This is a genomic window from Streptomyces sp. V4I8, from assembly GCF_041261225.1.
Classification (GTDB): domain Bacteria; phylum Actinomycetota; class Actinomycetes; order Streptomycetales; family Streptomycetaceae; genus Streptomyces.
Genome location: NZ_JBGCCN010000001.1, coordinates 953756 through 972242, shown reverse-complemented (window position 1 = coordinate 972242; position 18487 = coordinate 953756). Strand labels below are relative to the sequence as shown.

Genomic DNA, 18487 nt, shown 5'->3' with positions numbered 1-18487 from the left:
CCTCGCTCAGCCCGTGTATCCGGTCACCGGATAGTGGTCGGAGAGGTTGGTGTACGTGTAGTCCGTCCCCCAGCTCGACACCGTCCAGGGCGCGCTCTGCTCCTTGACGACCTCGTTCTTCCAGACCGAGGGACGGACGTGACCCACGCGATGCAGGACGTAATCCAGGTCCTCGCGCGGGTCGTCGGGGTAGCGGTCGCGGGCGATGGAGTTCTCCCGCGTGTCGAAGGAGTACCCGTGCCCGGTGCGCGCGTCGGCCCCCACCAGCCCGCCGTCGGCGAGCATCGAGGCGTACTCCGGCGTGTGCGAGTCGACGTTCATGTCACCGGCGACCAGCACCTGCTCGCCCGCCGGGATGTTCTTGGCGTCGAGGAACGCGTCGATCGCCTTGGACTGCCGGCTGCGCATCGCCGCCGCCTCACCGGCGTCACAGCCGGGTCGGTGGACTGCGCGTGCGTGCCGACGACGTGCACCCTGGCTCCGCTGACGTTCAACACCACATACACGAAACCCTTGTTGGACCACCAGTCCGCCCCGCACGCGTCCTTGAACACGTACTGCTCCTTGCGCAGCACCGGCCACTTGCTGAGGATCGTGACCCCGCCGTCCTCGGGCGTCGTCGCCGAGTACGCGCCGCCGGTCGCGTCCCAGCCGCTCCTGGTCCGCCCCACCACCGGCGTCTGGTAGGGATACTCGCTCGCCACCGCGGCCTTCAGCGCGTCCGACGACGCGTTGTCGAACGCCTCCTGCACCACCACGACATCGTTCCCGCGGAAGAAGGACGCCTTCGCGATCTCCGCGGCCCGGTGGTCCTGGCCCCAGTTCGGGTACAGGGTCTTGCTGAAGAGAAAGACGTTGTACGACAGCACCCGCAGCGGCGGCGCCTGCTCGGCGGCCGCGGCGGTGGGCGCCGCACCCGCGAGCCCGGTGGTGGCGAGCGCGAGGGCGAGCAGGGCTGCGCCCGGGGTGCGGCGCGGCGGGAAGAGCGGCACTGGATCTCCCTGAGGGTGAGGGGGCTGAGTGGCGCCGCACATCAAACCACCGGCGATTACTCCCAGGTAACTCACGTGCGTGAAAAGAATGTCGGGCAGCGGTACGCCCGGCTCAGACCACCCACACCCCGTCCCGCATGAGATAGCGGCCGCGCATCTCGTGCTCGCCGTTGCGCGCCTGCACCCCGCGCGGACGCACCCGGAAGTAGACGTACGGCGCCTCGTCCGCCCGGGGGTCCCAGCCCGTCTTCGCGACAAACGCCCCGGCCGCGGCGCCCGGCACCTCGTCGGCGGCGTACATCTCCGCGTCGCCGTCGACGAGTACGACGTCCTGGGTGTCCCCGAGTGCCAGCCGGGCTCGTCCGCCGTCGCGCAGGTTCCGGCCGGTCGGGGTGGTCAGCCGCGTCGCCAGCCACAGGCACTCGCCGTGCCACACGAACCAGAGCGGCACCAGACACGGCAGCCCGTCGGCGTCGGCCGTGGCCACCCAGACGTCCATCTCCTTCTCCAGGCGGACCAGGAGATCGCGCTTGCGCTGCTCGGGGGCACGGGGTGGCTCGGTGATCTTCATGGGCGGGACGGTACCGGGGGAGTGGGCGGCGCGGATCGGGCGCGGGGTCCGGCTCGACTCGGGCCTCAGTCCTAGGACACGACCTAGGGTCGCGGCGCGACCGGGGCCCGTCCCGTGAGTGACTGGCGCCCGTGACGTTTTACGTATAACCTCTCCCGTCAATCGCACCTCCCGGAAGGCCCCGATGAGACGCATCGCCCTGGTCACCCTCGTCGTCGACGATTACGACGAGGCGATCCGCTTCTACACCGAAGCCCTCGGCTTCCGGCTCGTCGAGGACACCCCGCGTCCGGACGGCTCCCGCTGGGTCGTCGTGGCGGCCGACGACCAGGGCACCGGGCTGCTGCTGGCCCGGGCCAAGGGCGACGAGCAGCGCGCCCGGGTTGGCGACCAGACCGGCGGGCGTGTCGGGTTCTTCCTGCACACCGACGACTTCGCCCGCGATCACGCCCGGATGCTGGCCGCGGGCGTGACCTTCCTGGAGGAGCCCCGGCATGAGCCGTACGGCTCGGTCGCCGTCTTCCAGGACCTGTACGGCAACCGCTGGGACCTGCTCCAGGCCGCCGGCTGACCCACTTCCTCCCGCCCCTCCGAATCGCCCCGCACCAGGCTCAAGGAAAGACCTCGCCCATGACTGCTACGCGCGTAGACGCCGAAGTGATCCGCCGCCTCCCCAAGGCCGTCCTGCACGACCACCTCGACGGCGGCCTGCGCCCCGCCACGGTGGTGGAGCTCGCGGCCGAGGTCGGCCACATCCTGCCCACCACCGACCCGGACGAGCTCGCCGCCTGGTACTACGAGGCCGCGAACTCCGGCGACCTGGTCCGCTACATCGCCACCTTCGAGCACACCCTCGCCGTGATGCAGACCCGCGAGGGCCTGCTGCGCACCGCCGAGGAGTACGTCCTCGACCTGGCGGCCGACGGTGTCGTGTACGGCGAGGTGCGCTACGCCCCCGAGCTGAACACCAACGGCGGGCTGACCCTCGCCGAGGTCGTCGAGACCGTCCAGGAAGGCCTCGCGGCCGGCATGGCGAAGGCCGCGGCCGCCGGGACCCCGGTCCGGGTCGGCACCCTGCTGTGCGGGATGCGGATGTTCGACCGGGTGCGTGAGGCCGCCGACCTCGCCGTGGCCTTCCGGGACGCCGGTGTCGTCGGCTTCGACATAGCCGGCGCCGAGGACGGCTTCCCGCCCGCCGACCACCTGGACGCCTTCGAGCACCTGCGTCGCGAGAGCGTGCCGTTCACCATCCACGCCGGCGAGGCGCACGGCCTGCCCAGCATCCACCAGGCCCTCCAGGTCTGCGGCGCCCAGCGCATCGGTCACGGTGTGCGCATCACGGACGACATCGTGGACGGCAAGCTGGGCCGCCTGGCCGGCTGGGTGCGCGACCGCCGTATCGCACTGGAGATGTGCCCGACGTCCAACCTCCAGACCGGCGCCGCCACCTCCATCGCCGAGCACCCGATCACCGCGCTGAAGGACCTCGGCTTCCGCGTCACCCTCAACACCGACAACCGTCTGGTGTCGGGGACGACGATGACCCGGGAGATGTCGCTGCTGGTCGACGAGGCCGGCTGGACCGTCGAGGACCTGCGCACGGTCACGGTGAACGCCCTGAAGAGCGCGTTCATCCCGTTCGACGAGCGCAAGGCCCTCATCGAGGACGTCGTCGTCCCGGGCTACGCGCTCTGAAGCAGCCCGCGCACATAGGCGGCCTGTCCGACGTGCTGGAGATCGTCGGACAGGACGCTGACCAGCCGTACGCCCAGGGTGACGGGCGGATCCCAGCGCTCGTCCACGACGCGCTCCAGGTCCTTGGCGGCCACCTCGCGCAGGGCCCCCAGGGACTGGGCGTGCACGGCGTCGTAGTAGCCGGTCAGCAGGTCACCCGAGTCGACCCGCACCTTGGCGACCTTCGCGGCGGTGTGGCCGTAGCCGGTGTCGGTGCGCGGCAGGTCGAGGCCGAAGGTCTTCTGGAAGTCCTGGGTCAGCCAGACCTGGTCGAGACCGAAGGCGTCGGCGATGTGGTCGTCCTGGACGCGGGTGAGATGCCAGACCAGCCAGGCGACGGAGTTGGCGTCGGCGGCGGGCCGGGCGTGCAGGGCGTCGAGGTCGAGGCCCTCGACGGCGGCGTGGACTTCTTCCTGGATGCGGTTGAATCCGTCGATGAGGATGTCCTTTGCATGCATGGCTCCACCATCGCGCACCCGTCCGTCACGCGCCTTCCGTTTCCAGCAGCGCCATGAGGGCCCGGGCCGCCGGGCTCGTGGCCTGCGGGGGTGGCAGCAGGGCGACCGTCTCGTAGACGGTCTCGCCGGTGCCCTTCACCGGCAGCGCGGTCAGTGAGCTGCGCTTGTGCCGGAAGTGGCGGGGGACGACGGCGATGCCGAGGTCCTCGTCCACCAGGTCCAGGAGGCTGTGCACGTCGTTGACCTCCAGCGCGACCGACCGCCGTACGCCCGCCGCCGCGAAGACGGCGTCGGTGGTGCGGCGCGGCCCCCAGTCCGGGTGGAAGTCGACGAAGACCTCGCCCCCCAGCTCCTCCGGGGTGACGGCGGCGCCGGCCGTCGCGAGCCGGTGGCTGGGGTGGCACAGGACGGTCATCGGCTCGCCGGTGAGCGGTACGACCCGCAGCTGATCGGTGTCCTCCTGCGCGGCCCGCACGGCGAAGGCCAGATCGAGGCGTCCGGCCGCGACCTCCTCCGCGAGCGCGCCGGAACCCGCCTGACGCAGACAGATCTCCACGTCCGGATGCTGCCGCCGGAAGGCCGCGAGCAGCCCCGCCACATGCACCCCGGCGATGCACTGCTCGGACCCCAGCGCCAGCATCCCGCGCAGCACGCCCTGCACGGCGGCGACCGCCTCATGGGCGGCCCGTACCTGCGCGAGGATCCGTTCCGCCTCGCACAGCAGCGCCCGCCCGGCCGGGGTGAGGGTCACCCGGCGGGTCGTCCGCACGAACAGCGGGGTCTGCAACTCCCGCTCCAGGGCCCGGATCGAGGCCGACAGACCCGACTGGGACACCATGAGGCGCTCGGCCGCCCGGGTGAAGTGCTGGTCCTCGGCGACCGCCACGAAATGCTGGAGATGGCGCAGTTCCATGATTGAGCAGCGTAGCCGCTGAATCCCATCTGATTTACCTGTTGGACCACTGCCCGCAGGTCGCGACAGAGTGGACGGCGACTGAGACACCGGCTCTTCGGAGCCGGCCTTCGTGTGCCAACCCCTCTGGAGTCGCGTTGTACACCGCACACACCGACCGCTACGCGGACATGCCCTACCGGCGCACCGGACGCAGCGGCCTCAAACTCCCCGCGCTGTCCCTCGGACTGTGGCACAACTTCGGACCGGCGGACCGATCGGTCGAGCACCAGCGCGCCATCCTGCGCCGCGCCTTCGACCTCGGCGTCACCCACTTCGACCTGGCCAACAACTACGGCCCGCCGCCCGGTGCCGCCGAGTCGGCGTTCGGCGAGGCACTGAAGGCGGACTTCGCGCCGTACCGCGACGAGCTGATCATCTCCACCAAGGCCGGCTATCTGATGTGGCCCGGCCCGTACGGCGAGTGGGGCTCCCGCAAGTACCTGCTGTCCTCGCTCGACCAGAGCTTGAAGCGGATGGGCCTGGACTACGTCGACATCTTCTACTCGCACCGCCCTGACCCGGGCACTCCGCTGGAGGAGACGATGGGCGCCCTGCACTCGGCGGTGCAGCAGGGCAAGGCGCTGTACGTCGGCATCTCCAACTACTCGGCCGAGCAGACCCGGGAGGCCGCCCGCATCCTGGGCGAACTCGGCACCCCGCTGCTCATCCACCAGCCGGCCTACTCCATGCTGAACCGCCGCCCCGAGGAGGAGGGGCTCCTCGACGCCCTGGACGAACTGCAGGTCGGCTCGATCGTGTTCTCCCCGCTGGCGCAGGGCCAGCTGACCTCCCGCTACCTCGACGGCATCCCGAAGGACTCGCGGGCCGCGAGCGGCAGTCCGTTCCTGAACGCCGACGCGATCACCGAGGAACTGCTGGGCAAGCTGCGGGCCCTGAACGACATCGCCGAGTCCCGCGGCCAGACCCTGGCCCAGCTGGCCCTGGCCTGGGTCCTGCGCGGCGGCCGGGTGACCTCGGCGCTCGTCGGTGCGAGCAGCGCCCAGCAGATCGAGGACAGCGTCGCCGCCACCCGCAACCTGGACTTCGACGCGGAGGAACTGGACCGGATCGACGCGATCCTCAAGGGCTGAGCCGTTCCGTCAGCCGAACGGTTACGGAGTCGCCCTCCTGCTTCCCGATGGCCTTGCGCACATCGGCCCTGACGGGAAGCTTGTGGGTGCCGTCTCCGAGGGCCATGAACGAACTCTGGAACGGATGTCCGTCGATCGTCCCCCGGACCCTGACCAGTCCGCGGGTGCCGAAGAAGTCGACGGACTCCGGCCAGACGACAAAGGTCCAACCACCTTTACTCAGGCTCTTGCGCAGGACGGCGGTGAATTCCGCATCCACCTTCCGGTGCGCGGCGTGTTTCCCGCTCGTGGTCATGAGGTCCTCCTCCGCTCGCGGCGCTCTCTCCGGGCCTTTCCGTGGAGAGACCGCCGCGAGCCCCGGGACTCATCGCTCACGCCCCGGCGGGCACCCGGTCCAGGAAGCCGAGGACGGACACGATCTGTCCCTCGGCGTCCAGCGTGATCACATCGGACCCGGCCACCGGCGCCGAGCCGTCGGCCTCGTTCACCAGCTCCCACGAGAAGCGCGCCGTGTCGTGGTGGCCGTCCACGGATCCGGTCTGCCGGAACACGAATCCGGGGAACTGCGCGTGCGCCGCCGCGACGACGGCCACGATCCCCTCGTAGCCGCGGACGTCGGCGAGAGGGTCGGTGTAGCCGCCCTGCGGGTTCCACGCGAGGGCGACCGCCCGGGCCAGAGCATCGGGCTGCCGGGTGTTCCAGGCCTCGAAGTAGCGGGCGACGGCGATGTCGTAGCGGTCGGTGGATGCGGGCATGGGCGATCAGCCTCCAACGAGGTCGTCATTGCTGGTCGGAACCGGGATCCCGGTCGCGGTGACCCGGTACCGCAACGATGCCCGCCCGCTGCGGAAAGCTCGATTACTCCCGGGGTAATGCCCCGGTCACACCCGGGGTTGACGTGTACCCGCCGTATTTCGGCCAACACCGGCTGTGAATATGCCAGGAGACTGGCCGGAAAGTCGTGGTGACAGTGTTTCAGTAGTGAACATACTCGACTACGAGGGTGCCTCACATGGGGCGACGGCTCCCTCACGCACCGCTCACGAGCCGCAGCGAAAGCGAGGAACGCCGGCAGGCGAACACGGCCACACGGGGGAGGCAACGTGCACGACGAGTTCCTGTGCCATGTCACCGCATACGGGGTCTGCGGCGGCCGGCGCATCGGTGTACCCCTGGGAACCTACCGGGCGCCCACGCTGGCCTTGGCGCTGTGGTGGTTACGGGACCGGGCCTCCTGGATCGCCGAGCGATTAGACCCGCGACCGGACGCCGAGCACTTCCCGCCCAGTGCGCTCGTCCCGGTCGCCGACAACGTGCCCGACGTGCCGGCCGTGCTGCGAAGCTGGTGCGGTGACGTGGGCCGGCAGGAACTGGTCGCCGACGAGTTGGCGGCGGGGCGACTGGTCCGGATCGCCGTGAGCGACGAGACCACCGAGTACGAACTGCTCGCCGAGTCGGTCGACGCCCTGCGGATGCAGCGGACCCTCCCGATCCTGGTCGTGCCCGTGGCCTGACCCCTCCGTCACCGAAGGATCTCCGCTTCGGGCGCAGGCAGGCGAACCCGGCGCACGCAGGCGCATATGCGGGCAGATCGTTAGAATCAAGGCATGGCGGAGCGACCGGCCGCACCGACTGCTCCCGTACTCGTCCTGGAGACGGAGTCGGGATCCACCGTGATGACCCCAGGCCGGGACTACCACGTCGGACGTGACCCCCTCAGCGACATCGTCATCGACGACGCCCGTGTCTCCTGGCATCACGCGGTGCTGCGGCCCGACGCCGACCACTGGACCCTCGCGGACGAGAACAGCACCAACGGCACGTACACCGACGGCCGGCGCATCCACGAGTGGGACGTCGGCCCCGGCACCGTCATCCGCTTCGGCAACCCGTCCGACGGACCCCGCGCGGTGCTGGTGGACCGCACCCCTCCGGGCGGAGCGCCGGAACGCCCCTCGGCGGTCTCCATGCCCAGTCTGACCGGCACCTTCCGCCGGCCCACCACCGTCCGGCCGCTGCCCGCCCGAGCCGTCCGCATCGGCCGCGCCGCCGACAACGACCTGGTCATCGAGGACCTGATCGTCTCCCGCCACCACGCCGAGCTGCGCGCCCTGCCCGACGGGACCTATGAGATCACCGACCTGGGCAGCCACAACGGCACCTATCTCAACGGCAGTTCCATCACCAGCGCTCCGATCGGCCCCGGAGACATCGTCGGTATCGGCCACTCCGCCTTCTGCCTGGTCGGGGACCAGATGCAGGAGTACGTCGACACCGGCGAGATCTCCCTGGAGGTGCAGGACCTCGCGGTCGCCGTCGACCGCGGCCGCAAGCTTCTCCTGGACAACGTCTCCTTCCCGGTGGGGGAGAAGTGTCTGCTCGCCGTCGTCGGCCCGAGCGGCGCCGGGAAGTCCACGCTGCTGAACGCCCTCACCGGCCAGCGCCCCGCCGACCACGGCACCGTCCTCTACGACGGCCGCGACCTCTACCACGACTACGCCGAGCTGCGTCAGCGCATCGGACTGGTCCCGCAGGACGACATCCTGCACGCCCAGCTCACCGTCCGCGGCGCCCTGTCCTACGCCGCCGAGTTGCGCTTCCCCCAGGACACCGCCAAGGCCGAGCGCCGGGCCCGGGTCGACGAGGTCCTCCACGAGCTGGGCCTGGAGCAGCGCGCCGACCAGCCCGTGCACAGTCTGTCGGGCGGCCAGCGCAAGCGCGTCAGCGTCGCCCTGGAACTGCTGACCAAGCCGTCACTGCTGTTCCTCGACGAACCGACCTCCGGCCTCGATCCCGGCATGGACCGCTCGGTGATGAACATGCTGCGCGGCCTCGCCGACGACGGCCGCACCATCATCGTCGTCACCCACAGCGTGCTCAGCCTCGACATCTGCGACCGGCTCCTCGTCCTCGCCCCGGGCGGACGGATCGCCTACTACGGCCCGCCCGAGGACACCCTGCTCTTCTTCGGGTTCGAGCACTGGCCGGAAGCGTTCGAGGCCTTCGAACGCGACCAGGAACGGGACTGGGCGGGCGACTACCGCGCCTCGATCTACCACCGGCAGTACATCGCCGACGCCACCGGACAGCCCCGGCAGCCCCGGACCGGCCCGGTCCTCATCACGCGGCCGCCCCGGCCGCGCAGCCGCCGCGCCCAGCTCGGCACCCTGATCCGCCGCTACACCGCGGCGCTCGGCGCCGACCGCACCTTCCTCGCCATCATGATCGCCCTGCCGTTCGTGATGGGGGCGATGACCCGTGCCCTGGCAGGCGGCAGGCTGACCCAGGACAAGGCGACCAGCGCGCTGCTGATCCTGTGCGTCGGAGGCGTCCTCACGGGCGCCGCGAACGCCGTGCGCGAACTCGTCAAGGAACGCGTCATCTACCAGCGCGAGCGCGCCGTCGGCCTGTCCAGATCGGCGTACGTGCTCTCCAAGGTGGTGGTCCTGGGGACGATCACCGTGCTCCAGGCGATCGTGCTGACCCTGGTCGCGCTGCTCGGCGTCGACCTCAACGCCCCCGGCGGCGAAGGCGTGTTGATGCCGCCCCTTGTCGAGATCACCGTCGCCGTCGCCCTGCTGGCCTTCACGGCGATGATGCTCGGCCTGGTCGTCTCCGCGCTGGTGCGCAAGGAGGAGGTGACCATGCCGCTGCTGGTGCTGCTCGCCATCGTCCAGGTGGTGTTCTGCGGCGCCCTGCTGAAGCTCGACGGCGTCCCGGGCCTGGAGCAGCTGTCCTGGGTGGTGCCCTCGCGATGGGCGTTCGGCGCGATGGCCGCCACCGTCGACCTGGCCCGGATCGCGCCCGGCGACCTGACCGGCGATCGGCTGTTCGAGCACTCCGCGGGCGTATGGCTGTTCAACGTGGCCATGCTCGTCGTGCTCTCCGTGGTCTTCGGCTACCTCGTTTCCCGGCTGCTGCGCCGGCGCGAACCCGTCGTGATGCGGAAGTAGGCGCGGACGATGGCTTCCCTCGGCTTCCGGCCCACCCACGTCGTCCCCCAGCGCGGCATGCCCGCCTGGGAGGAGCCCGACCCCGCCCGGCCCACCGTGCCCCTCGACGCGTTCCTGCCGGTCCAGCTCGTCGAACGGCGGGGCGACTGGGGGCACGTCCTGTGCGCCAACGGCTGGTCGGCCTGGGTCGACGGCCGCTTTCTGGTCGCCGTGCCGCAGGACCCGCCCACCGCCGACGGCGGCCCGGCCACCCGCACGGCCGACCCGCGCCCGCTGCTCACCCAGGTCGAGCGGGTGCTGGCCGACTACCGGTCCGTGGTGGAGGGCCTGACGTCCGGCGCCCTGGACGGCGAGTCCTTCCGCGCCCGCACTTCCGGGCTGCGGATCGGGGTGGTCGTCGACGGGGAGTCCATGTGGCTGTACGACGCCGAGCAAGGGCGGTGGGAGTACGTGGACGGCACACAACTGACCACCTACGCCACGGACGACGGCCCCCGCGCCGCCGCCGACGATCCCGGACATGCCCCGACACGGGTCGTGACACCCGATGGCCCGTGACACCAGCCTCTTCTCCGGCCGGCCCTCCGAGCTGATCGGCCGCCAGGTCGCGGGCTACCGCATCGAGCGCGAGATCGGCCGGGGCGGCATGGCCGTGGTCTACCGCGCGAAGGACCTGCGCCTGGACCGCCCGGTCGCGCTGAAGCTCCTCGCCCCCGAACTCGCCCGCAACGACACCTTCCGCCGCCGCTTCACCCACGAGTCCCGGGCGGCCGCCGCGATCGACCATCCGCACATCGTGCCGGTCTTCGAGGCGGGCGAGACGGACGGCGTCCTGTACATCGCCATGCGCTACGTCGCCGGCAGCGATCTGCGCCATCTCCTCGACCGCGAGGGCCCGCTGACGCCCGCGACGGCCCTGCGCGTCGCCTCACAGATCGCCTCCGCCCTCGACGCGGCACACGAGCACGGTCTGGTCCACCGGGACGTGAAACCCGGAAACATCCTCGTCGCCCGGGGCACCGACAGCGACCACCCGGAGCACGCCTACCTGACCGACTTCGGTCTGACGAAGAAGTCACTGTCCCTGACCGGCTTCACGACCGTCGGCCAGTTCGTCGGCACCCTCGACTACGTGGCCCCCGAGCAGATCTCCGGAAAGCCGGTCGACGCACGCTGCGATGTCTACGGCTTCGCCTGCGTGGTCTACGAGTGCCTCACGGGCCACCCGCCGTTCCGTCGCGACGAGGACATGGCCCTGCTCTGGGCCCACCAGTACGACGAGCCACCGCCCCTGACCGAGGCGCGCCCGGACCTCGCCCCATCCGTCGACACCGTGTTCGCGGGGGCACTGGCCAAGAGCCCCGACGACCGGCAGGACTCCTGCCTCGGTTTCGTCGCCGACCTGCGCGCCGCCATGGCCGGCGGCGAGGAGGCCGGGCGCCCGTCCACGAAGGTGGACCACAAGGTCGTAGGACGGCCGGAAGAACCGGCGAAGGACGTGCCCAAGCCCCCGCCCCGCTGGGCCGAGCCGGTCTTCCGGCAGTGAACGCGGCCCCGGCCGCCATTGCGCGCACGCCGCTGTGATGCGGTGCCGCGCCGACGGTTCGCTGTGTCGCGTGGTGGGGCCTCGGGGCGGTGGGGCTCCCGGTGGATTCGGTGGCGGCCGTGCGGAATCCGCTGCCGCGGTGGGCTGAGCCGGGTTTCCAGCGGTGAATGCCGCTCAGCCCTGTGCGCCGACAGCGACCTCGCCCCGGTGCCGCAGTGGACGCGCCAGAAGTCCGCCGAGGAACCCGGTGACCAGGCCCCCCAGCAGTGCGAAACCGACGGCGGTCCACACATGGGGCCTCAGGAACAGTTCGCCACCCAGGTCCCCGCCCAGGTCACCGATGCCCAGGACCGACAGGCCGTACTGCGCGTGGGTCCGGCCGAGGAGGCAGATCATCAGCACCGTGAGGGCCAGCGCGACCGCCATGTGCACGCCGTGCTGCCAGGCGCGCATCCGCGCCGGTGAACGCCTCGCCATCACGAACGCGGCGGCCAGCAGCAGGACCGCGTCGACGGCGACCAGCCACCACCACCGGCCGTCGTGCTCGCCGAGTGTGCCCAGATTCAGCTCGGCGACGTCCTGGCCCCGCAACACCTCGTCGAGCACGTGGGGCATGGGCAGCCCGAAGGCCCCGTCCACCCGGCCGTCCCAGGTGGCGCCGAGCCCGATCGTGAGCGCGAGCCACGCCAGGTTCGGCAGGCCGAGCAGGATCACCGCGAACGTCTCGGTCGGGTGCCCGCGGGTCGCCGCGACGACCAGAGCGATGACCACACCGACGACGACATACGCGAGCAGCAGCGCCACCATGGCGTACGCGGCCGGCCGCACCGACTCCTGGAAGCGCAGCAGCCGGCCCGGCAGCGGGGCCCCGCGCGAGACCAGCAGCGCCATCACCAGCACGCCCGCCAGCCACAGCAGGCCGAAGAACACCGTCGCCGGGACGTCGGTCGTGAAGCCGACCTCGGGTGAGACGCCGAACAGGTCACCGATCTCGCTGAGGGCGTCCTCCCCGAGGCCGTCGAGCGAGAGGGAGAACGTCTGGCGGGCGGAGAGGGACAGCGCCAGGAGCGCGATCACCCACAGGACGGCGATCCTCGCGGCCCATCCGGCCAGCTCCCCGGCCCCGGCGACGGCCCGGTGCCGCAGCGGCCGCAGGAAACCGGCGGCGAGAACGAGTGCGCCGGCGAGCGTGACGGACAGCGGGACCACGGTCAGCCCGGCGTCGGACTCGGCCAGCGCTCCGGCGTTCCCCGAGAGCTCGACCGTGCCGCCGACCGCCGTGGCCACGGTCGCCGCGACGACGCGCGGGAAGCCGTTGTCGGGGAGGTCCGCGGCCCCGGCCGCCCACAGCCCCAGCGCGGCCACGACCCCCATGGTGACCAGCCCGGTCAGCACCGTGGCAAGGGCCTGCACCCAGCCATGGGCGGCCACGGCCGGCCGGGAGGGGGTCTGCGCGCTCACTCTGCCCACGCTAAGCAGCACACCAGCGGCCCGCCCGCCGGGAGGTCCGTCCGCGTCGGCTTGCGAGCGGCACGGCATCGGAGCACAAAATGGGATAACTGCACAAAGGTGACAGAAGCAGGCAGTGAAAGCAGAGGCGTCGTAGGCATTCCGCGCCGGGCATCCCGCAGGAATCCCGCGTCGGGAAGAAGGCTTCGTGAGCGTCGAACCTCCGTCGTCCGACCGTCCCACAGGGCCGCCCTCGGGCCCCCTGTCGGGCCCCTCCCAGCCGCCCTCGGGCCCGCCCGCGCCGCCCCCGTCCGGCAGCGGAGCGGGAGCGCCGAGCCCTGAACCCCACCGGCCCTGGTGGAAGTCCGTACCCCGCATCGCGGTGCTCTCCACCGTGGTCGTGGCCGCCGTGGTCCTCGCCGTCGTCCTCTCCCGCGGTGGTGGCGGCGACAGCGCGCAGGGCGAGGTCTTCCTCCAGGCCGCGGGCAGTACGGGCCCCGATCCGTTCACCCAGTCCACGGCGACCGACAGCACCGCCCCGCCCATCACCCCGTCCCCGGCCACCGAGTCGGCGCCGTCGAACGCGGTGATCGGCGTGGACGGCGGTGCGCCCGGCCTCTACGGCGGCACGCGCAACGTCGCCAGCTGCGACGTGGAGAAGCAGATCAAGTATCTCCAGGACGCCCCGGAGAAGAACCGGGCGTTCGCGTCGGTCGCCGGCGTCGAGACCGCCGATGTCCCCGCCTATCTGCGCTCCCTCACCCCCGTTCAGCTGCGTATGGACACCCGCGTCACCAACCACGGCTACCGCGACGGCGCCGCCGACAGCTATCAGGCCGTCCTCCAGACCGGCACGGCGGTTCTCGTGGACGACCACGGGGTGCCCCGGGTGCGCTGTGCCTGCGGCAATCCGCTGACCCCGCCGGTCGCCCGGCAGGGCACGCTCAAGCAGAAGGGTGACTCCTGGCCGTCGTACCGCTCCTCGAATGTCGTGGTGGTCACGCCCGCGCCGAAGGTGGTCAAGGAGTTCGTCATCTACGACCACGACCACGACGAGTGGGTCGCCCGCCCCCGTGGGGACGAGGCCGACAAGGACAAGAAGACCAAGCGGCCGGCGAGGCCCTCCCCGTCGGTGAGCGTGTCGTCGCCCACGTCACCGAGCTCCCCGACGTCGACGAAGGACGAGACGACGAAGGACGAGACGACGAAGGACGAGACGACGAAGGACGAGACGACGAAGGACGAGCCGACCGAGGACGAGACGACGAAGGACGAGACGACCGAGGACGAGCCCACGACCGACGAACCGACGACGGAGCCCGAGTCGCCCGAGACCACGACATCGTCCTACTCGCCGCCCGAGGAGGAGCCGACCACCGAGTCACAGCCGGAGTCCGAGGAAACGGAACCGTCGTCCCCGCCGCTGTGACGTACGGCGCCACCTGCACAGTGACTGCGCGGCTCCGCTCTGGGTATCAGGACTGGTGCAGCAGCGTCCGGCCAGTCCGGCTTCCGAGAGAGAAACGCATGATCGAGCACGTGGACGGGGCAGTGATTCCGACTGGTTTCGACGTGCCCGTGGAACCGCTTCGGCGAGCGGCACACTACAGCGGCGAACCGGGATGCATCGCCGAGGCACGGTCCTTCGCCGCGCGCTTCCTCGGCCGGCTGAGGACCGAGTGGTGCGCCACGATCGCGCAGCCCGCCGAGGACAAGGTGCTCCTCGTGGTCAGCGAGCTGGTCACCAACGCCGACCGGCACAGCAACGGCCCGTACATCCTGGAGCTGGAGGGCACGGACGACGCGGTGACGGTCCGCGTGTACGACAGCAGCTCCGCCCTGCCCCGCCGCTACCCCAAGGATCCGGAGCGGGTCGGCCGGCACGGTCTGGAGATAGTGCACGCCCTCGCCGCGGAGGTGGTCGTGGAAAGGGTGCCGGTCGGCAAGCTGGTGCGCGCGATGCTGCCGCTGACCGACGCGTGACGGTCCGGCCGGGCGGCGCGATTTCCCCCAGGGCGGAATGCTGATCCCTTCCCCTCGAGCCGCACGCTCATAGGCTGGGAAAGTGAGCAATCAAGCGCCGAACGAAGCCCGCGTCATTCCCTTGCGCCCACCGGCCGCCCGCCCACCCGCCGCCCGCCCACCCGCCGCCCGCCCATCGGCCGCCCCCAGAGCTTCCCGCACTGCCACCACCGCCACTCCCGCAGCCACGCCTCCCGTTTCCGCACCGATGGCGCTTGCTGCCAAGGAGCCGCTCTGGCGCGACCTGATCGGCGAAGTCCTGCGCCGCGAGCGGCTCGCCCAGGAGCGCACCCTCAAGGACGTGGCCGACGCGGCCCGGATCTCCATGCCGTACCTCTCGGAGGTCGAGCGCGGCCGCAAGGAGGCCTCCTCGGAGGTCCTCGCGGCCGCCGCCCACGCCCTCGGACTCGGCCTCGGCGACCTGCTGTCGCTGGCACAGGGCGAGTTGGTCCGGCTCACCGCCCGCCGCGTGCCGGGCGGCAGCCGCGGCAGGGCCGGTGCGCGGTACGACGGGATGTGCCTGGCGGCGTGAGGACGCGCCGGCGCCTCAGACCCGCACGAGGCGCCGGCTCACCACCTCGTCGGCCAGCCCGTACGCCACCGCCTCCTGCGCGGTGAACACCTTGTCGCGGTCCATGTCCGCGCGCAGCGTCGCGATGTCGTGGTGCGTGTGCCGGGCCAGCACCTCCTCGACCTGCGAGCGGATCCGGACCATCTCCTTGGCCTGGAGGGCGAGATCGGACACCACGCCCCGGCTGCCCCCGCTGGCGGGCTGACCGAGCAGCACGCGCGCGTGCTCCAGCACGAACCGCCGCCCCGGATCCCCTCCGGCCAGCAGTACGGCCGCCGTGGACGCCGCCTGACCCACGCAGAACGTGGAGATCGGTGCCTGCACGTACGTCATCGTGTCGTAGATCGCCATGAGCGAAGTGAACGAGCCCCCGGGGGAGTTGAGGTAGATCGAGATCTCGCTCTCCGGTGACGCCGACTCCAGATGGAGCAGTTGCGCGATGACGACGTTGGCGACTCCGTCGTCGATCTCGGTGCCGAGAAAGATGATCCGCTCGGACAGCAGCCGGCTGAACACGTCGTAGGACCGCTCGCCCTGCGGGGTGCGCTCGACGACGTTCGGAATCGTGTAGGTCCCCATGTCACAGCCCCATCCGTCGTCGGGAGGAAGCCGGGCGGACGTCCGTGAGGGACTCCACCACCCGGTCCACCATGCCGTACTCCCTGGCCTCCTCGGCCGTGAACCATCGGTCGCGGTCGCCGTCCCTGGAGATGGTCTCCGGGCTCTGGCCGGTGTGCTCCGCGGTGATCCGTTCGATGGTCCTCTTCGTGAACTCCAGGTTCTCCGCCTGGATCTCGATGTCCGCGGTCGTGCCGCCGATGCCCGCCGACGGCTGGTGCATCATGATCCGCGCGTTGGGCAGCGCGTACCGCTTGCCCTCGGCGCCGACGCTGAGCAGGAACTGGCCCATGCTGGCCGCGAAGCCCATGGCGAGCGTCGAGACGTCGTTCGGGATCAGCCGCATCGTGTCGTAGATGGCGAGACCCGCGTGCACCGAGCCGCCGGGGCTGTTGATGTACAGGGCGATGTCGGTGCGCGGGTCCTCCGCGGACAGGATCAGCAGCTGGGCGCAGACCCGGTTCGCGGAGACCTCGTCGACCTGGGTGCCCAGCAGGACGATGCGCTGGGCCAGCAGCTGGGACGCGAGCTGGTCGTCGAAGCGGGTGGGAGGGGTGTCGCCCTCCTCCGCCCGCGGAGCGAGCGTGGTCAGTGGTGTCATCGGTTCTCCTCGTCGTGGCGGGGATGCCGTCGACTCCACTCTTGACCGCGGACGACGCCGGAAGGCGGTTTCTCTGCCCGTGGCAGATTCGCCACGGGCAGAGCGCCGGATCAGCCCTTCTCGCGCAACTGCCGGAAGAACGCCCGTACGTCGTCCACCAGCAGGCCGGGCTCCTCCATCGCCGCGAAGTGCCCGCCCCGGTCGAGCTCCGTCCAGCGCACGATGTTCTCCGTGCGCTCCGCCTTGTGGCGCAGCGGGATCTGCGGATCGCCGGGGAAGGAGGCCACCGCGGTCGGGGCGGTCGAGGGCTCGTGCGGAGCGGCGATCCGGTCGCCCCCGGCGTGAGCGCGCTCGTAGTAGATCCGGGCGGCCGAACCGGCCGTGCCCGTCAGCCAGTACAGCATCACGTTCGTGAGCATCAGATCCCGGTCGACGGCCTCCTCGGGCAGCTGCTCGGAGTCCGTCCACTCCTGGAACTTCTCGACGATCCAGGCGAGTTGCCCGACCGGCGAGTCCGTGAGCGCGTACGACAGGGTCTGCGGCCGGGTGGACTGCACATGGAAGTAGCCCGTCCCGTCGCGGAACCAGGCGGCCCACCTGCGCCACGAGGCGAGCGTCCGCTCCCGCTCGCGCGGGCTCAGTGCCGCCAGCTCCTCTGGCGTCGGCTCGGTCGCCGCCTGTGCGCCCGGCAGCAGGTTGAGATGGATGCCGATGGCCCGGTCGGGGTGGACGCGGCCCAGCTCGCGGGAGATGCCCGCCCCCCAGTCGCCGCCTTGCGCGCCGAACCGGTCGTAGCCGAGGCGGGTCATCAGCTCGGCCCACGCGTCGGCGATCCGGCGCGCCTCCCAGCCGGTCTCCCGGGTGGGCCCGGAGAACCCGAAGCCGGGGATGCTCGGCAGCACGACGTGGAAGGCGTCGGCGGGGTCACCGCCGTGCGCGGCGGGATCCGTCAGCGGCCCCACGATGTCCAGGAACTCGACGATCGAGCCCGGCCAGCCGTGCGTGACGATCAGCGGGGTGGCATCGGGCTCGGGGGAGCGGACATGGGCGAAGTGCACATGCGCGCCGTCGATCTCGGTCGTGAACTGCGGCCACTCGTTCAGCCGTGCCTCGGCGGCCCGCCAGTCGTAGTCGTGCCGCCAGTACCGCACCAGCTCGCGCAGATACTGCGACGGAACCCCGTACGCCCATCCCACCCCGGGCAGTTCGTCGGGCCACCGGGTGGCGTCGAGGCGACGGTGGAGGTCGTCCAGGTCGCTCTGCGGTATGTCGATACGGAAGGGATGGATGCCGCTGTCAGCGGGCGAAGACGTCATGAACGGGATGCTAGTGCGGAAGCGTGTAGCGGCCATCTGGATTGGCCGGCCAGGCGACCGATGAGTTCCGGGGCGAGGCTCGGTCGACAGAGATGACAGCGTTCCGCACGCCCAGGAGGTCCTCATGGCAACCGACGGTTTCACCACGTGTCTCTGGTTCGACGGCCAGGCGGAGGAGGCCGCCCATTTCTACGTCTCGATCTTCAAGAACTCCAGCGTCGGCAAGGTCGCGCGCTACCCCGAGGGCGCGATGCAGCCCGCCGGGAGCGTGATGACCGTCGAGTTCACGGCCAACGGCCACAGGTTCCTCGGGCTCAACGGCGGCCCCCAGTTCAAGTTCACCGAGGCGACCTCCTTCATGATCTTCTGCGAGAACCAGGAGGAGATCGACTACTACTGGGCCAAGCTCACCGAGAACGGCGGCGAGCCCGGCCCGTGCGGCTGGCTCAAGGACAGGTTCGGCGCGTCCTGGCAGGTCGTCCCGGAGCGGCTCGACGCGATGGTCACCGACCCGGACCCGGCGAAGGCGGCCCGCGTGACCCAGGCGTTCATGGCCATGCACAAGTTCGACATCGCCGCACTGGAGAAGGCCTACGCGGGCGAGTGAGCA

20 protein-coding genes and 1 pseudogene are annotated in these 18487 nt (G+C 71.0%); 11 read left to right on the top strand and 10 right to left on the bottom strand.

Annotation, left to right across the window (positions count from 1 at the left end; all coding sequences use genetic code 11):
* Positions 1–6 precede the first annotated feature (6 nt).
* Positions 7–1034: pseudogene (gene sph, locus ABIE67_RS04455) on the bottom strand (sphingomyelin phosphodiesterase).
* A gap of 70 nt (positions 1035–1104) precedes the next feature.
* Entirely contained in the window at positions 1105–1563 is a 459-nt protein-coding gene (locus ABIE67_RS04450) for a pyridoxamine 5'-phosphate oxidase family protein (protein ID WP_370253443.1), read from the bottom strand.
* Between the two features lie 184 nt (positions 1564–1747).
* Between ABIE67_RS04450 and ABIE67_RS04445 the strand changes: the two genes are divergently transcribed.
* Positions 1748–2134 carry a VOC family protein gene (locus tag ABIE67_RS04445; RefSeq protein WP_370253441.1) on the top strand — a complete coding sequence of 129 codons (387 nt, stop codon included), beginning with the start codon at positions 1748–1750 and terminating at the stop codon, positions 2132–2134.
* 59 nt (positions 2135–2193) lie between these two features.
* Complete coding sequence (locus ABIE67_RS04440) at positions 2194–3258, top strand: adenosine deaminase (protein ID WP_370253439.1); 1065 nt, start codon at positions 2194–2196, stop codon at positions 3256–3258.
* Here the strand turns inward: ABIE67_RS04440 and ABIE67_RS04435 are convergent.
* Both ABIE67_RS04435 and ABIE67_RS04430 read right to left on the bottom strand, forming a co-directional pair.
* Complete coding sequence (locus tag ABIE67_RS04435) at positions 3246–3755, bottom strand: DUF664 domain-containing protein (protein WP_370253437.1); 510 nt, start codon at positions 3753–3755, stop codon at positions 3246–3248. The two genes, ABIE67_RS04440 and ABIE67_RS04435, sit on opposite strands and share 13 nt — an antisense overlap.
* A gap of 25 nt (positions 3756–3780) precedes the next feature.
* Entirely contained in the window at positions 3781–4668 is an 888-nt protein-coding gene (locus tag ABIE67_RS04430) for a LysR substrate-binding domain-containing protein (RefSeq protein WP_370253435.1), read from the bottom strand.
* Between the two features lie 137 nt (positions 4669–4805).
* On the opposite strand from ABIE67_RS04430, the gene mgrA reads away from it, so the two are divergent.
* Positions 4806–5801, top strand: coding sequence for an L-glyceraldehyde 3-phosphate reductase (gene mgrA, locus ABIE67_RS04425; protein ID WP_370253433.1), 996 nt, complete (start codon positions 4806–4808; stop codon positions 5799–5801).
* On the opposite strand, the gene ABIE67_RS04420 is transcribed toward mgrA, so the two are convergent.
* Together ABIE67_RS04420 and ABIE67_RS04415 are read right to left on the bottom strand one after the other, a co-directional pair.
* Positions 5791–6096 carry a DUF1905 domain-containing protein gene (locus tag ABIE67_RS04420; RefSeq protein WP_370253431.1) on the bottom strand — a complete coding sequence of 102 codons (306 nt, stop codon included), beginning with the start codon at positions 6094–6096 and terminating at the stop codon, positions 5791–5793. The two genes, mgrA and ABIE67_RS04420, sit on opposite strands and share 11 nt — an antisense overlap.
* 76 nt (positions 6097–6172) lie before the next feature.
* On the bottom strand, positions 6173–6556 hold the full coding sequence (locus ABIE67_RS04415) for a nuclear transport factor 2 family protein (protein WP_370253428.1): 384 nt from the start codon (positions 6554–6556) through the stop codon (positions 6173–6175).
* A 348-nt stretch (positions 6557–6904) separates the two neighbouring features.
* Here ABIE67_RS04415 and ABIE67_RS04410 point away from each other — a divergent pair, with 348 nt between their 5' ends.
* From ABIE67_RS04410 to ABIE67_RS04395, 4 genes are all read left to right on the top strand, one after another.
* Positions 6905–7315 carry a hypothetical protein gene (locus ABIE67_RS04410; protein ID WP_370253426.1) on the top strand — a complete coding sequence of 137 codons (411 nt, stop codon included), beginning with the start codon at positions 6905–6907 and terminating at the stop codon, positions 7313–7315.
* A 93-nt stretch (positions 7316–7408) separates the two neighbouring features.
* Complete coding sequence (locus ABIE67_RS04405) at positions 7409–9754, top strand: FHA domain-containing protein (RefSeq protein ID WP_370253424.1); 2346 nt, start codon at positions 7409–7411, stop codon at positions 9752–9754.
* 9 nt (positions 9755–9763) lie between these two features.
* Entirely contained in the window at positions 9764–10312 is a 549-nt protein-coding gene (locus ABIE67_RS04400; protein WP_370253422.1) for a hypothetical protein, read from the top strand.
* A complete protein-coding gene (locus tag ABIE67_RS04395) occupies positions 10302–11300 on the top strand; it encodes a serine/threonine-protein kinase (protein WP_370253420.1) in 999 nt (332 codons plus the stop codon). The genes ABIE67_RS04400 and ABIE67_RS04395 overlap by 11 nt, the downstream gene beginning before the upstream one ends.
* Positions 11301–11474: 174 nt before the next feature.
* Here ABIE67_RS04395 and ABIE67_RS04390 read toward each other — a convergent pair whose 3' ends face one another.
* Entirely contained in the window at positions 11475–12761 is a 1287-nt protein-coding gene (locus tag ABIE67_RS04390) for a streptophobe family protein (protein ID WP_370253417.1), read from the bottom strand.
* A gap of 196 nt (positions 12762–12957) precedes the next feature.
* Here ABIE67_RS04390 and ABIE67_RS04385 point away from each other — a divergent pair, with 196 nt between their 5' ends.
* The 3 genes from ABIE67_RS04385 to ABIE67_RS04375 all read left to right on the top strand — a co-directional run bounded on the left by ABIE67_RS04385 (position 12958) and on the right by ABIE67_RS04375 (position 15303).
* Complete coding sequence (locus ABIE67_RS04385; protein ID WP_370253414.1) at positions 12958–14178, top strand: DUF6777 domain-containing protein; 1221 nt, start codon at positions 12958–12960, stop codon at positions 14176–14178.
* A 98-nt stretch (positions 14179–14276) separates the two neighbouring features.
* A complete protein-coding gene (locus tag ABIE67_RS04380; RefSeq protein WP_370253412.1) occupies positions 14277–14732 on the top strand; it encodes an ATP-binding protein in 456 nt (151 codons plus the stop codon).
* A gap of 82 nt (positions 14733–14814) precedes the next feature.
* Positions 14815–15303: a helix-turn-helix domain-containing protein gene (locus ABIE67_RS04375; RefSeq protein WP_370253410.1), complete on the top strand. Its 489-nt coding sequence runs from the start codon at positions 14815–14817 to the stop codon at positions 15301–15303.
* A gap of 15 nt (positions 15304–15318) precedes the next feature.
* Here the strand turns inward: ABIE67_RS04375 and ABIE67_RS04370 are convergent, their stop codons facing one another.
* The 3 genes from ABIE67_RS04370 to ABIE67_RS04360 form a co-directional block, all read right to left on the bottom strand.
* Entirely contained in the window at positions 15319–15921 is a 603-nt protein-coding gene (locus ABIE67_RS04370; protein ID WP_370253408.1) for a ClpP family protease, read from the bottom strand.
* A 1-nt stretch (position 15922) separates the two neighbouring features.
* Entirely contained in the window at positions 15923–16561 is a 639-nt protein-coding gene (locus tag ABIE67_RS04365) for an ATP-dependent Clp protease proteolytic subunit (RefSeq protein ID WP_370253406.1), read from the bottom strand.
* 110 nt (positions 16562–16671) lie between these two features.
* Positions 16672–17877 (bottom strand): epoxide hydrolase family protein, encoded by a 1206-nt coding sequence (locus tag ABIE67_RS04360; RefSeq protein ID WP_370253404.1) that lies wholly within the window; start codon positions 17875–17877, stop codon positions 16672–16674.
* A gap of 124 nt (positions 17878–18001) precedes the next feature.
* Here ABIE67_RS04360 and ABIE67_RS04355 point away from each other — a divergent pair, with 124 nt between their 5' ends.
* Positions 18002–18484: a VOC family protein gene (locus ABIE67_RS04355; RefSeq protein ID WP_370253400.1), complete on the top strand. Its 483-nt coding sequence runs from the start codon at positions 18002–18004 to the stop codon at positions 18482–18484.
* Positions 18485–18487: the final 3 nt, after the last annotated feature.

Coding starts and splice junctions, on each gene's coding strand:
- ABIE67_RS04355 (WP_370253400.1), top strand. CDS start 18,002: ATGGCAACCGACGGTTTCACCACGTGTCTCTGGTTCGACGGCCAGGCG.
- ABIE67_RS04420 (WP_370253431.1), bottom strand. CDS start 6,096: ATGACCACGAGCGGGAAACACGCCGCGCACCGGAAGGTGGATGCGGAA.
- ABIE67_RS04450 (WP_370253443.1), bottom strand. CDS start 1,563: ATGAAGATCACCGAGCCACCCCGTGCCCCCGAGCAGCGCAAGCGCGAT.
- ABIE67_RS04440 (WP_370253439.1), top strand. CDS start 2,194: ATGACTGCTACGCGCGTAGACGCCGAAGTGATCCGCCGCCTCCCCAAG.
- ABIE67_RS04435 (WP_370253437.1), bottom strand. CDS start 3,755: ATGCATGCAAAGGACATCCTCATCGACGGATTCAACCGCATCCAGGAA.
- ABIE67_RS04445 (WP_370253441.1), top strand. CDS start 1,748: ATGAGACGCATCGCCCTGGTCACCCTCGTCGTCGACGATTACGACGAG.
- ABIE67_RS04400 (WP_370253422.1), top strand. CDS start 9,764: ATGGCTTCCCTCGGCTTCCGGCCCACCCACGTCGTCCCCCAGCGCGGC.
- ABIE67_RS04430 (WP_370253435.1), bottom strand. CDS start 4,668: ATGGAACTGCGCCATCTCCAGCATTTCGTGGCGGTCGCCGAGGACCAG.
- ABIE67_RS04395 (WP_370253420.1), top strand. CDS start 10,302: ATGGCCCGTGACACCAGCCTCTTCTCCGGCCGGCCCTCCGAGCTGATC.
- ABIE67_RS04405 (WP_370253424.1), top strand. CDS start 7,409: ATGGCGGAGCGACCGGCCGCACCGACTGCTCCCGTACTCGTCCTGGAG.
- ABIE67_RS04365 (WP_370253406.1), bottom strand. CDS start 16,561: ATGACACCACTGACCACGCTCGCTCCGCGGGCGGAGGAGGGCGACACC.
- ABIE67_RS04415 (WP_370253428.1), bottom strand. CDS start 6,556: ATGCCCGCATCCACCGACCGCTACGACATCGCCGTCGCCCGCTACTTC.
- ABIE67_RS04360 (WP_370253404.1), bottom strand. CDS start 17,877: ATGACGTCTTCGCCCGCTGACAGCGGCATCCATCCCTTCCGTATCGAC.
- ABIE67_RS04380 (WP_370253412.1), top strand. CDS start 14,277: ATGATCGAGCACGTGGACGGGGCAGTGATTCCGACTGGTTTCGACGTG.
- ABIE67_RS04370 (WP_370253408.1), bottom strand. CDS start 15,921: ATGGGGACCTACACGATTCCGAACGTCGTCGAGCGCACCCCGCAGGGC.